14 protein-coding genes are annotated in these 12,563 nt (G+C 68.7%); 8 read left to right on the top strand and 6 right to left on the bottom strand.

Annotated elements, in window-relative coordinates; translation table 11 throughout:
* The first annotated feature begins 9 nt into the window (after window positions 1-9).
* The 8 genes from WKW80_RS11500 to WKW80_RS11465 are packed head-to-tail and all read left to right on the top strand — an operon-like array spanning window position 10 to window position 7,116.
* Window positions 10-387, top strand: a complete 378-nt coding sequence (locus WKW80_RS11500; protein WP_340363692.1) for a Rossmann-fold NAD(P)-binding domain-containing protein — start codon at window positions 10-12, stop codon at window positions 385-387.
* Window positions 384-713, top strand: a complete 330-nt coding sequence (locus WKW80_RS11495; protein WP_340363691.1) for a DUF4387 family protein — start codon at window positions 384-386, stop codon at window positions 711-713. Before WKW80_RS11500 ends, WKW80_RS11495 begins: the two co-directional genes overlap by 4 nt.
* Entirely contained in the window at window positions 713-2,110 is a 1,398-nt protein-coding gene (locus WKW80_RS11490) for an acyclic terpene utilization AtuA family protein (RefSeq protein ID WP_340363690.1), read from the top strand. The genes WKW80_RS11495 and WKW80_RS11490 overlap by 1 nt, the downstream gene beginning before the upstream one ends.
* Window positions 2,111-2,120: 10 nt before the next feature.
* The gene (locus tag WKW80_RS11485) at window positions 2,121-2,912 is read left to right on the top strand and encodes a GntR family transcriptional regulator (protein ID WP_340363689.1); all 792 of its coding nucleotides are present in this window, start codon (window positions 2,121-2,123) and stop codon (window positions 2,910-2,912) included.
* Between the two features lie 38 nt (window positions 2,913-2,950).
* Window positions 2,951-4,243: a 3-isopropylmalate dehydratase large subunit gene (locus tag WKW80_RS11480; protein WP_340363688.1), complete on the top strand. Its 1,293-nt coding sequence runs from the start codon at window positions 2,951-2,953 to the stop codon at window positions 4,241-4,243.
* A gap of 29 nt (window positions 4,244-4,272) precedes the next feature.
* A complete protein-coding gene (locus WKW80_RS11475; RefSeq protein ID WP_340363687.1) occupies window positions 4,273-4,794 on the top strand; it encodes a LeuD/DmdB family oxidoreductase small subunit in 522 nt (173 codons plus the stop codon).
* An 8-nt stretch (window positions 4,795-4,802) separates the two neighbouring features.
* Window positions 4,803-6,200: an FAD-dependent oxidoreductase gene (locus WKW80_RS11470; RefSeq protein WP_340363686.1), complete on the top strand. Its 1,398-nt coding sequence runs from the start codon at window positions 4,803-4,805 to the stop codon at window positions 6,198-6,200.
* A gap of 34 nt (window positions 6,201-6,234) precedes the next feature.
* A complete protein-coding gene (locus tag WKW80_RS11465) occupies window positions 6,235-7,116 on the top strand; it encodes an isocitrate lyase/PEP mutase family protein (RefSeq protein WP_340363685.1) in 882 nt (293 codons plus the stop codon).
* A 71-nt stretch (window positions 7,117-7,187) separates the two neighbouring features.
* Here WKW80_RS11465 and WKW80_RS11460 read toward each other — a convergent pair whose 3' ends face one another.
* The 6 genes from WKW80_RS11460 to WKW80_RS11435 form a co-directional block, all read right to left on the bottom strand.
* The gene (locus tag WKW80_RS11460; RefSeq protein WP_340363828.1) at window positions 7,188-7,436 is read right to left on the bottom strand and encodes a DDE-type integrase/transposase/recombinase; all 249 of its coding nucleotides are present in this window, start codon (window positions 7,434-7,436) and stop codon (window positions 7,188-7,190) included.
* Between the two features lie 62 nt (window positions 7,437-7,498).
* Complete coding sequence (locus tag WKW80_RS11455; RefSeq protein ID WP_340363684.1) at window positions 7,499-9,097, bottom strand: arylsulfatase; 1,599 nt, start codon at window positions 9,095-9,097, stop codon at window positions 7,499-7,501.
* A gap of 21 nt (window positions 9,098-9,118) precedes the next feature.
* The gene (locus WKW80_RS11450) at window positions 9,119-10,000 is read right to left on the bottom strand and encodes an SDR family oxidoreductase (RefSeq protein ID WP_340363683.1); all 882 of its coding nucleotides are present in this window, start codon (window positions 9,998-10,000) and stop codon (window positions 9,119-9,121) included.
* Window positions 9,997-10,440: an acyl-CoA thioesterase gene (locus WKW80_RS11445; protein ID WP_340363682.1), complete on the bottom strand. Its 444-nt coding sequence runs from the start codon at window positions 10,438-10,440 to the stop codon at window positions 9,997-9,999. Before WKW80_RS11445 ends, WKW80_RS11450 begins: the two co-directional genes overlap by 4 nt.
* 3 nt (window positions 10,441-10,443) lie before the next feature.
* Window positions 10,444-11,736, bottom strand: a complete 1,293-nt coding sequence (gene hisD / locus WKW80_RS11440; protein WP_340363681.1) for a histidinol dehydrogenase — start codon at window positions 11,734-11,736, stop codon at window positions 10,444-10,446.
* A gap of 39 nt (window positions 11,737-11,775) precedes the next feature.
* On the bottom strand, window positions 11,776-12,561 hold the full coding sequence (locus WKW80_RS11435) for an SDR family oxidoreductase (RefSeq protein ID WP_340363680.1): 786 nt from the start codon (window positions 12,559-12,561) through the stop codon (window positions 11,776-11,778).
* Window positions 12,562-12,563 lie beyond the last annotated feature (2 nt).

Here is a 12,563-nt window from a genome sequence, read left to right as displayed (position 1 = left end):
GTCATCGCCATGCGCCACGCCGACCCCACCCTTGCTGCAACGCCGGAGCTGGCCGGCCGGCGCGTGCTCCTCACCGGCGCCGGCTCCGGCTCCGGCATCGGCCTCGCTTCGGCGCAGGTGCTGCTGGCGCAGGGCGCGCGGGTGGGTGCCGTGGTGACGAGCGGGGAACAGGCGAAAGCCACGCGTTCGCTGCTGGACGGCGCTCCAGTGCTGGTGCAGGACCTGCTCGACGATGACGCCACGGCCGGAGTGCCGGAGCGCGTCGCGCTCGCCCTCGGCGGGCCGTTCGCCGGCCTGGTCTGCTGCGCCGTCGTTCATCACGGGCCAGCTGATCTGCGTCGATGGCGGGTTCAGCGCCCGTTGAAAGTCAAAGAGCGCACGCGATGAATCCGTCCCGCACCCCGGCCCCCGTACCGCTGCGCACCCTGGCGCAGGTTGTGCGCAGCAAGAACGCCGGCCCCACGCTGCTCACGCTGGACCTCTTCTTCGACGACGCGCGAGCCTACGAACGGGCTGCCGCCAGCGCCGCGCTGCGCCCGGAGGCGGTGGGCCTCCTGTACGGCGTTGCGCCGCAGACCGTGCAGCGATTCCTGCTGCCGCAACTGCACGCTATCAAGTTCAGCCTGCCGCGCGCCCTGTGCGCCGGAACGCCGGGCGATGGCGACCTGTACGGCGCGCAGCAGCACGCGCCCCTGCTGGAGCTGATGCTGTGATGCGCGCCACGGCCCGCCTATTGCAAGGCCACCGCCCGGGAGACGGCCCGCTGCGCGTGCTGTCCGCCTCCGGGCAACTGGGCTATGGCATTCCGGCGGACGCGCTTGCGCGCGGCATGGCGCGGCGGCCGCACTTCATCGGCGCGGACATGGGCTCCATTGATCCGGGCCCCTACTACCTGGGCTCCGGCACCATGGCTGCGCCCGAGACGATGGTCCGGCGCGACCTCGCGCTGGTGCTGCAAGCAGCACTCGAGGCAGGCGTGCCCCTGCTCATCGGCAGCGCGGGCACGGCCGGCGCGCAGCCGCAGCTCGCGCGGGTGACGACGATGCTGCGGGAGATCGCACAGGCCCAGGGCCGGTCATTCCGCCTGGCCACCATCGCCAGCGACCTGCCGCCGCAACTCGTGCTGGAGGCGCGCCGCGAAGGCCGGCTCGCGCCCATCGGCGCCATGCCCGCGCCGGTAGAGGCCGACATCCTCGCCTGCAGCCACATCGTCGGCCAATGCGGCACCGAAACCTTCGCGCGCGCGCTGGCCACCGATCCCGATGTCGTGCTCGCGGGCCGCGCCTGCGACACCGCCATCTTCGCGGCGCTGCCGGAGATGCTGGGCTACCCGGTCGGCCTTTCCCTGCACATGGCCAAGATCATCGAGTGCACGTCGCTCTGCTGCCGTCCGGGCGGACGCGATGCCATGCTGGCCGAGCTCGACCCAGAAGGCTTCACGCTCGAGAGCATGAACCCGGCCAGCCACGCCACGCCTGCGTCGGTGGCGGCGCACGCCCTGTACGAGCAGGCAGACCCCTTCAGCGTCGAAGAACCCGCGGGCACGCTGCACCTGGTCGATGCGCGCTACCAGGCCCTGGACGAACACCGCACCCGCGTCAGCGGCGCCCGCTTCGAGCGCCGCACACGGCCGACGCTCAAGATCGAGGGCGCGCGGCCGCTGGGGGCCCGCGCCGTTCTGCTCGCCGGCATCGCCGACCCGACGCTGCTGAGCTGTCTGCCGGAGGTGCTCGCGACCGTGACGGCCAAGGTCAGGGCACTGCTGCCGGGCGACTGGACGGTGGTGCCGCATGTCTATGGCCAGGGCGCGGTGCGGCCCTTGCCACCGGAGCTGCAGGCGCGCCATGAGGCCGGACTCGTGATGGAATTCATCGCCCCCGACGCCGAGTTGGCACGCACGGCCGCGGCCGTCTTCAAGCAGAACCTCCTGCATCATGGCTATCCCGGCCGGGTGTCGACCGGCGGCAACCTCGCCTTCGCCTTCACGCCCAGCGAACTGGACGCCTACCGCGCCTACGGCTTCGTGCTGTACCACGTGATGGACGACGCGCCGCTTGAAGAGATCTTCCGCATCGCGACCCACGACATCATGGCGGTTCCGAATCACTGAGGCTCATCGCATGAACCGCTCGCTGCCCCTGTCCAAGTACCACCAGATCTACCTTGTGCTGCGCGAGCAACTCCAGGAAGGCCGCTTCGTGCATGGGCTGCCCGGCGAGCTCGAACTGGCCCGCCAGTTCGACGTGGGCCGCGTGACGGTGCGCCGCGCCCTGGAGCAACTGGTGGACGAAAGGCTGATCGTGCGCGAGGTCGGGCGCGGCACCCGCCTCACGACCCGGGCCGAACAAGGGGACGCGCGTGCCGGCAAGGCGCCACCCGGAACCCCGGCAACGCGCCTGAGCGGCCTGCTCGAGAACATCGTGGCGGTAAGCCGCAGCACCACGGTGAAGGTGATCGAATGGTCCGTGATCCGCGCCTCGCACGACATGGCCGAGGCGCTGCAGATCTCCGAGAACGACAAGGTGCGCAAGGCCGTGCGGCGGCGCAGCTCCGACGCGGGCCCGGTATCGCATATCACGACCTGGGTCCCCGAGACGCTGGCCCATGGCTTCGGACGCGCCGAACTGACGCGCAAGCCGATGCTGGAGCTGCTCGAGGAATCGGGCATCGAGCTGGGCCGTGCGGTGCAGACGATCTCGGCACGTCAGGCCAATGCCGAGGTGGCGCGCGAGCTGAAGGTGGCCCTGGGCACTGCGCTGCTGTCGGTGCGGCGCCTGGTGCATGACACCGACGATCGTCCGGTACAGCTGCTGCATGGCCTGTACCGGCCCGACCGCTACGAATACAAGATGGAGCTGTCGCAGGTCGGCAGCATCGACGCCCGCATCGTGCGTACGGAAATCCTGCCCTGACAGGTCGGGCCCGCGCACGCACACACAGGAGACCTCCCATGAGCCCCCCGAACCGGCCGCCACAGACGCTGGCCCAGAAACTGATTGCCCAGGCCTGCGGCCGCTCACACGTTGCCGTCGGCGAGATCGTCAGCTGCAAGGTCGACCTGGCCATGTTCCACGACTCCTCGGGCCCGCGCCGGCTCAAGCCCATGCTGGAGGAACTCGGCGCGCAGATCTGGAACAAGGACCGCGTGGTGCTGGTCATGGACCACTACGTGCCGGAGCAGGACGACGACTCCCGCCGCATCGTGCGCATTGCCCGCGAGTGGGCAGTCGAGCAGCAGCTTCCGCACGTCTACGACAGCATCGGCATCTGCCACGTCGTGCTGCCGCAGAAGGGGCACATTCGCCCCGGCATGTTCTGCGTCGGCGGCGACTCGCATTCGCCCACTGGCGGCGCCTTCGGCGCCTACATGTTCGGCATCGGCAGCACCGAGATGCTCGGCGTCATGGTCACCGGCGAGCTGTGGGTGCGCGTGCCGCAGACGCTTCGCATGTGGTGGGACGGGCGGCTGCCTGCCGGGGTCACGGCCAAGGACATGGTGCTGCAGATGATCGGCCGTTTCGGCATGAACGGCGGCGACTACCAGGCGGTGGAATTCTGTGGCCCCGCGGTGCAGGCGTTGTCGATGCAGGAGCGAATGACCCTGTCGAACATGAGCGCGGAGATGGGGGCCCAGACCGGGCTCGTCGCGCCCGACGAGACCACGCGCGAATGGCTGCTGGGCGCCGGCGTTGCGGACGAGGCGATCTCGCTGGACGCCTGGCATACCGACGAGGGTGTGGACGAAGCCCAGGCCAAGACCTTCCGTTTCGACGCAGCCGCGCTGGACCCGCAGGTGGCCGCGCCGCACAGCCCGGCCAACACGCGCCCGGTCGGTGATTTCGGCGACGTGCCCGTACAGGTGGCCTACATTGGCGCCTGCACCGGCGCCAAGCTCGACGACCTGCGAGCCGCCGCCGAGGTGCTGCGCGGCCATCGCGTGGCCGCCGGACTCCGGCTGATGGTGGCCCCGGCGAGCCTGCAGGACCAGCAGGCCGCGCGCGACGAGGGTGTCCTCGGTGCCCTGCTCGATGCCGGCGCCGAACTGCTGCCGACGGCCTGCGGCGCCTGCTCCGGCTATGGCGGCAGCATTCCCGACGGCGCCAACGTGATCGCCACCACGGCGCGCAACTTCAAGGGCCGCATGGGCTCGGCCACGGCCCAGGTCTACCTGGCGTCTCCTTACACGGTCGCGGCATCGGCGCTGCGCGGGCGCATCGCCGATCCGCGGGGGCTTCTGGCATGAACCGCGACGCCGACAGTGAAGCTCCCCCAATGACCAACGCAACTCACAAGGTCTGGCGCCTGGGCGCCGACATCGATACCGACCAGCTGGCCCCCGGCGCCTACATGAAGCTGGGCATCGAAGGCATCGCGCCGCACAGCCTGGAGGCGGTGCGGCCCGAGTTCGCCGGCTCGGTGCGGCCGGGCGACGTGATCGCGGCCGGTCCCAGCTTCGGCATCGGCTCCTCGCGCGAGCAGGCGGCGGCGGCCCTCGCGCATCTGGGCGTGCGCGCCGTGATCGCGCCCTCGTTCAGCGGCCTGTTCTTTCGCAACGCCTTCAACCTGGGCCTGCTGCTCCTGACATGCCCCGACGCCGAGCAGCTGGCGGACGGCGATCGCATCACCTTGGACCTGCAGCGGCTGCAGGTGCGCACGGCCGACGGCCGCGTGCTCGCATGCGAGCCGATTCCGGGTTTTCTGCTGGACATGGTGCAGGCCGGCGGGCTGGTAAACCAGCTGCGCCAACGACTTCAAGCCTCCTCCCGGCCGGACCGAGCCACGCCACGCCCTTGACCATGACCATGACGCAGAACACCCACCCGCGCATCGTGCGCAACCAGACCCCGCCCGCCGATATTCCCCATGTGTCCGTGGTCATCGTCGGCGCAGGCGCCTGCGGCCTCACAGCGGCCATCCGCCTGCGTGACGCCGGCATCGACTGCGTGCTGCTCGAGCGCGACGCGGTGCCCAGCGGATCGACGGCGCTGTCCTCCGGCTTCATACCGGCCGCCGGCACCCGCCTGCAGAAGTCGCTGGGCCTCGAGGACTCGCAGGCCCTGTTCGCGCAGGACGTGGCGGCCAAGGCCCACGGCCAGGCCGCGCCGCACCTGGTGCAGGCCTATACGCGCGCCGTGCCGCAGGCCATCGACACGCTGGAAGCCCATGGCATCACCTTCGAGGTGCTCGAGGGCTTTCTCTACCCCGGCCACCATGCGCCGCGCATGCATGCCGTCCCCGAGCGCACTGGCGCCGCGCTGATGGCGGCCCTCGAACGCACGGCCACGTCAGCCGGCGCCGACATCCTGACCGAAGCCTTGGTGCGCGAGCTGTGGCTCGATGCCGCCGACCGGGTGGTCGCCGTGGGCTATGTCCGCCCCGACGGCAACATCGAGCACATCGCCTGCGACCAGTTGCTGCTGGCCTGCAACGGCTTCGGCGGCAACCCCGACATGGTGGCAGAGCTGCTGCCGGCCATGCGCGACGCCGAGTTCGGCGGCCACACCGGCAACGACGGCAGCGCCATCGCCTGGGGCCGGGCCCTGGGCGCGCGCCTGGCCGACCTGGGAGGCTACCAGGGCCACGGCTCGTGGGTCACGCCCCAGGGCGCCCTCATGACCTGGGCCGCCATCATGGAAGGCGGCGTGCAGATCAACGCGCAGGGTCGTCGCTTCCACGACGAGACCCAGGGCTACTCCGAGGCCGCGGTCTACGTGCTGGACCAGCCGGGGCGTGTCGCGTGGAATGTGTTCGACGAGCCGTTGCTGGCGCTGGCGCGCACCTTCCCCGACTTCGTGGAGGCCGAGAAGGCCGGCGCGCTGCGCACCGCCGCGAACGAGCAAGAGCTGGCGCGGCTGATCGGCTGCGATCCTGCCATGCTGCACGAGACGCTGACGGCCGTCGATGCAGGGCAGCCCGACGCGTTTGGCCGGCGCTTCAAGCGCCCGCTGCGGGCGCCCTATCACGCGGTCAAGGTCACCGGCGCACTGTTTCACACCCAGGGCGGCCTCGACATCGACGATCACTGCCGCGTGCTGCGCCAGGATGGCACAGCACTCCCCAACCTGCTGGCTGCCGGCGGCGCCGCGCGCGGCGTCTCGGGCAACGAAGTCTCTGGCTACCTCTCCGGCAATGGCCTGCTGAGCGCCGTGGGCGGCGGCTGGGTGGCGGCCGCCACCCTCATCGAACAACGGCGGGCCTGAGGTCTGTTTTCACATCTTTCACAAGGCGCACACCATGGCGAGCATCTCCTTCAAACAACGCCTGCAATCCGCGCCGGCCGTGCTGGCCCCCGGCGTCTACGACGCCTTCACCGCCCTCGTGGCAGAGCAGGCCGGTTTCGAGGCCTTGTACCTGTCGGGCGCCTCCATCGCCTACACGCGACTCGGGCGGTCGGACGTCGGGCTGACCACCGCCACCGAGGTTGCAGACACGCTGGCACGCATCACCGATCGCGTGTCGCTGCCGGTAATCGTCGATGGCGACACCGGCTTCGGCAACGCCCTGAACACCCAGCGCACGGTGCGCAGCTTCGAGCGCGCCGGCGCCGCCATGATCCAGCTGGAAGACCAGACCTTCCCCAAGCGCTGCGGCCACCTCGACGGCAAGGGCGTGATCTCGCAGGCCGAGATGTGCGGCAAGCTGCGAGCCGCGGTCGACGCCCGCCACTCGGCCGACACGCTGATCCTGGCGCGCACGGACGCGATCGCCGTGGAAGGCATGCCAGCCGCCCTTGAGCGCGCCGAGGCCTACCTGGCCTGCGGCGTGGACGCGCTCTTCATTGAAGCGCTGCGCACGCCCGAGCAGATGCGCACCGCCTGCGATCTCTTCGCGGATCGCATTCCCCTGCTGGCCAACATGGTCGAGGGCGGAATGACGCCGGTGACGCCCGCGGACGAATTGGGGCGCATGGGGTTTCGCATCGTCATCTTCCCAGGGGGTACGGCGCGCGCCGTGGCCCACACGCTGCAGCGCTACTATGGCAGCCTCAAACAGCATCAAACCACGGCGCCGGAGCGCGAGCGCATGCTCGATTTCGACCAGCTCAATACGCTGATCGGGACGCCCGAGCTGCTGGAGCAAGCGGCGCGCTACGACGCCGAGGGGAAGAAAGCCTGAGCGCGCGCCGGGCATGGCTCTGGTGCAAATCTTCCGCGCGACCGAACGACTTCGTAAGTGCGTTGCGCCGTTCAAGCCGAAAGCACCGCGATCCAGATCGCGGTGCTTTCGGCTTGGCCTTTGAGGCGCCGCCGACGAAGGTTGAACTGTCCCTTGCGGATGCGATGCAGCAGTTCAACGCCGGCGATCGTGACGGCCGCGCGATCGAAGACCTGGAAGCCCAGCATCGGCTTGATGCGCAACTTCACACCTCGATGGTCCTGCTCGACCATATTGCGGCGACCTGCGGCGGACTTGACTTCGCGCGGCCCTTGGCGGATCGCCTTTCCAGTTTGCAGCGCTGGCCAAACGACGCATCACCACCTTTGTCCAGCCGCTGCGCTCAAGGCTGCTGGCGCTGCAGGAACTCCTGGACCATGTTCGACCGGTCGAAGGACTTTCCTCCCTGCACCGGTGGATAGTCGGCCAGTGACTTGAGGTGGGCCCCGAGCAGCTCGCTCACGGGGCCGTTCAGCCACGATGCCTTCTGGAGCAGATGACCGTAGGAGTCCTTACTGTCGTAGGACTCGAAGGGATCGCTGCGCAGGTTGAACAGGAGCGTGAAGGTGCGCGGTGTCAGCGTGGCGTAGTAGTCCTCCCGGGTCGAGAAGTGCAGTTTCCACGGGCCCAGGCGAACCGCCGCCAACTTGTTCTCGTAGTAGTAGAAGAAGCTGTTGCGCGCGCTCTCGGGTGCCTTGCCGGTCCAGTAGTCGAGGTTGTTCACGCCGTCGATGAACTGCTTCTTTTCCACCTTCATCTGCGCCACGACGTCGGGCACGCCCGCCGCCGCGGCGAAGGTCGTGAACATGTCCTGGTGCGCCTGGATGCCGTTCTTGAGCTGGCCGGGCTTGATGACGCCGGGCCAGCGCAGCATCGAAGGAACCCGCACCCCGCCCTCGTAGGTGGTCATCTTCTCGCCCCGGAATGGCGTGGTGGCGCCGTGCGGCCATGAGGAATGCTCGGGACCGTTGTCGGTGGAATACCAGACCACCGTGTTGGAATCGAGCCCGCTCTTCTTGAGGTAGTCGAGCACCACGCCGACGTCGTGGTCGTGCTGGAGCATGCCGCTGCCATGCACGTCGTCCTCGTGCGTGTACTTGGCCGCGGCGCCGCGCCACTTGTCGTTCAGGTGGGTGTACAGGTGCATGCGGGTGGTGTTGATCCACACGAAGAAGGGCTTGCCCTCGTTCTTCGATTTCTGCATGAAGTCGATCGCGCGCGGCATCAGCTCGGCACCATCGAAATCTTCCATGCGCTTCATGGTCAGCGGGCCGGTGTCCTTGATGGTCTGCTTGCCGACCACGCCAAAGCGGGGATCGACGGTCGGGTCGTCCCGGTCGCTCGCCAAGCTGTGGAGCACGCCGCGCGTGGCGAACTTCTTCGCAAATCCCTCCGGGCCGCCGGGATAGTTGCGCGCGAAGTTCTGGTAGTCGCCGTATTCGTGCTGCTCCTCCGTGTTGAGGTGATAGAGGTTGCCGTAGAACTCGTCGAAGCCATGCACGGTGGGCAGGTTCTCGTTCCGGTCGCCCAGGTGGTTCTTGCCAAATTGGCCGGTGCGGTAGCCGACCTTCTTGAGCACCTCGGCCAGGCTCGGCGAGGCGGCCTTCAGGCCCAGCTTGTCGCCGGGCGCGCCGACGGTCGTCATGCCCGAGCGGATCGGGTACTGGCCGGTGATGAAGGCCGCGCGCCCAGCCGTGCACGAGGGCTGGGCGTAGTGGTCGGTGAAGCGGACGCCTTCCATGCCGATGCTGTCGATGTTGGGCGTGGTGTAGCCCATCGTGCCCAGGCCATAGGCGCTCACGTTCTGCCAGCCAACATCGTCGCCCCAGATGACGAGGATGTTGGGCTGCTTGGGCTGGGCAGCCATGGCCGGCAGGGTGCTGGTCAATGCGAAGGCGGCGCCCAGCAGTGCCAGAGTGCGTCGACGGATGTTCGAACTCATGTTTGTCTCCTTGGGGATGCGTCAGCCACGTAAGGCGTCGATCAGCTTCTGGCGTCCGCCCGTGACGCCCGTGCCGGCAAAGGGATCTCCCGGATTGCGCCGGTTCATGATCGCCTCGAAGCGGGCCTGTACCGGCGCCATCGCTTCCGGATGCGAGTAGATGTAGAAGCTTTGGTCGCGGATGGCGTCGAAGGTCAGCTGCGCGATCTGCGCGGCGCTCACCTTCGCCGAGCCCACGGCCTTGCCGGACTGCGCCTGCGCGATCTGCTGCGAACGCGTCGGCGGGGCGGTGTTGCTCAGCTGGAATCCGGTGGCAACGAAGTAGGGACACAGCACCGAACAACGTACCTGCTCGGTCACCAGGCCGAGATCGTGGTGGAGCGTCTCGCTGAGCGACACCACCGCGTGCTTGGACACGCTGTACACGCCCATGGCCGGCGCATTGAGCAGGCCCGACATCGAGGCGGTGTTCACGATGTGGCCTTCGTAGCCGGGGTCCTGCGCCGCGGCGGCCAGCATCAGCGGCGTGAAGATTCGAACGCCGTGGATCACGCTGTGCAGGTTCACGCCCAGCACCCAGTCCCAGTCCTGCTCGCTGTTCTCCCAGACCAGGCCGCCGGCGCCGACGCCGGCGTTGTTGAACAGCAGGTCGACCCGGCCGAAGCGGGCCATGGCCGCGTCGGCGAGCGCCTGCACCTGCTCGGACCTGGACACGTCGGTGCGCAGGCCGATCGCCTGGACGCCGCGGGCGTTGAAGTCGGCCACGACGGCGTCGAGCGCCTCGCCCTGGATGTCGGCCAGCACCAGCTTCATGCCCAATTGCGCGCCCATGTCGGCAAAGGCCTTGCCGAAGCCCGCGGCCGCACCGGTGATCACCGCCACGCGTTGGTCGAAATGCTTCATGCCGGCACTCCGCTCAGCGCGTCGAGCGCATTGCGCAAGGCCGCGGGCAGCGGCATGGGGCGGCGGGTCTCCCGGTCCACGTAGACATGCACGAAGTGGCCCTGTGCGGCGGCCTCCTCCTCGTCGTTGGCGAACAACCCGACTTCGTAGCGCACGCTCGACTGCCCGATGTGGGCGACTCGAAGTCCGGCGTGCACCACATCCGGGAAGGCAATCGACGAGAAGTAGTTGCAGCCGGTCTCGACCACCAGGCCCAGGGCAGGGCTGGCCTTGAAATCGAGCACGCCTTGCTCCAGCAGGTAGCCGTTCACCACCGTGTCGAACCAGCTGTAGTAGACGACGTTGTTCACGTGCGCATAGACATCGTTGTCCATCCAGCGGGTCGTGATGCCGCGGAAATACGGGTAGGCCGAGCGGCCTTCGCGCCGGGGCTTGGCCATGGCTCAGGCCTCGGCCGTCGCCGGTTTGAAGCGGCGCACGCGGATGTCGGCCTGCTCCTTGTGGCCGGACATGTGCTCGTAGCCGCACAGGCGCGAGCAGTACTCGCCCACCATCACGCTGGCCTCGTCGGTCAGCACGCGCTGGTAGGTGTGCGTCTTGATGAACTTGCCGACCCACAGGCCGCCGGTGTAGCGGCCAGCGCCCATCGTGGGCAGGGTGTGATTGGTGCCGATCACCTTGTCGCCGTAGCTCACGTTGGTGCGGTGGCCAAGGAACAGCGCGCCGTAATTGGTCATGCGCTGCAGGTACCAGTCGGGGTCCTTGGTCATCACCTGCACATGCTCCGAGCACAGGCGCTGGGCGACCTCCAGGGCCTCCTCGTCGCTGTCGCACAGGTGGATCTCGCCGTAGTCGCGCCAGGATGCGCTGGCGACCGGGGCCGTGTCCAGGCGGGCCAGCACCTTCTCGATGGCGGCGGGCAGCGCCTCGGCGATGGTGGCGCTGGTGGTCACGCAGTAGGCGGGCGAGGTCGGCCCGTGCTCGGCCTGGCCGAGCAGGTCGACGGCGACGAGCTCGGCGTCAACGGTGTCGTCGCAGATCACCATCGTCTCGGTCGGGCCGGCGAACAGGTCGATGCCGACACGGCCGAAGAGCTGGCGCTTGGCCTCGGCCACATAGGCGTTGCCGGGGCCCACGATCATGTCGACGCCCTGCATGCTTTCCGTGCCGATGGCCATCGCGGCCACCGCCTGCACGCCGCCCAGGCAGTAGATCTCGTCGGCGCCGGCCAAGTGCATCGCGGCGACGATCTCGGGGCAGGGCCTGCCTTCGAAGGGTGGCGCGCAGGCGATCACGCGCTGGACGCCGGCGACCTTGGCGGTGAGCACGCTCATGTGGGCGCTGGCGATCAGCGGGTACTTGCCGCCCGGGATGTAGCAGCCCACCGACGCGACCGGGATGTTGCGATGGCCGAGCACCACGCCCGGCAGCGTCTCGACCTCGACGTCGTGCAACGAGCTTCTCTGGATCTGCGCGAAGCGGCGGATCTGCGCCTGCGCGAAGCGGATGTCGTCCAGCGTCTGCCGTGGCAGGCTGGCGATGCAGGCATCGATCTGCGCCTGGCTCAGCCGGAAATCAGCCGGCGACCATTGGTTGAACTTCTGCGAGAACTCGCGCACGGCGGCGTCACCGCGCGCCTCGATTTCGGCGAGGATGCCTTCGACCGTCGCACGCACCTGCGCCTGGTTGGTCGCCTTGGCCTGGGCCGAGGGGCCGCGCTTGATCACCTTGATCATGGGAACTCCTGAATGTGCAAGTGAATGGGATGCCAGGGCTTACAAAACGGCCGACACGCCGCCGTCGACGGCGAGGACCTGCCCGGTGATGTGCTTGCCGGCCTCCGACGCGAACAGAAGCGCCGCGCCCTTCAGGTCGTCTTCGTCGCCGAGCCGCTGCATGGGCGCGCGGTCCACCAGCGACACGCCTTCGTCCTTGTCGAGATGGGCCTGCGTCATGCGCGTGGGGAAGAAGCCCGGCGCGATCGCGTTCACCGTGATGCCGTGCGGGCCCCATTCGCCGGCCAGGGCCCGGGTGAAGTTCAGCACCGCCGCCTTCGAGGTGTTGTAGGCGATGGTCTTCATGGTGCCCGGCGCGTTGCCGCGCAGGCCGGTGATCGAGGCGATGTTGATGACGCGGCCCTGGCGGCGCGGGATCATCGATTGCTTGCCGACCGCCTGCGACAGCAGGAACACGCTGCGCAGGTTGAGGTTCATCAACTTGTCCCATGCCTCGACCGGATGGTCCTCGGCGGGCGCGCCCCAGGTCGCGCCGGCGTTGTTGACCAGCACGTCGATGTGCCCGAGCCGCTCGATCGCCTGCGCCACGAGTTGCGCGATGCCCGCCTCCTTCGACAGGTCGGCCGCCACCGCGCTGGCCTCGATCCCCTGCGCCTTCAGTTGCGCCACGGCTTCGTCGAGCTCGTTCTGCTTGCGCGCCGCCAGGACGATGCGGGCACCCTGCTCGCCGAGCGCGAGCGCGATCTGGAAGCCCAGGCCGCGCGAGCCGCCCGTCACCAAGGCGGTCTTTCCGCTGAGGTCGAAGAGTTGATTGACGGATTTCATGA

Origin of the sequence: Variovorax humicola (genome assembly GCF_037889915.1) — a bacterium.
GTDB lineage: Bacteria > Pseudomonadota > Gammaproteobacteria > Burkholderiales > Burkholderiaceae_C > Variovorax > Variovorax humicola.
The sequence above is the reverse complement of the archived record's forward strand: the minus strand, read 5'-3'. Positions and strand labels throughout refer to the sequence as shown.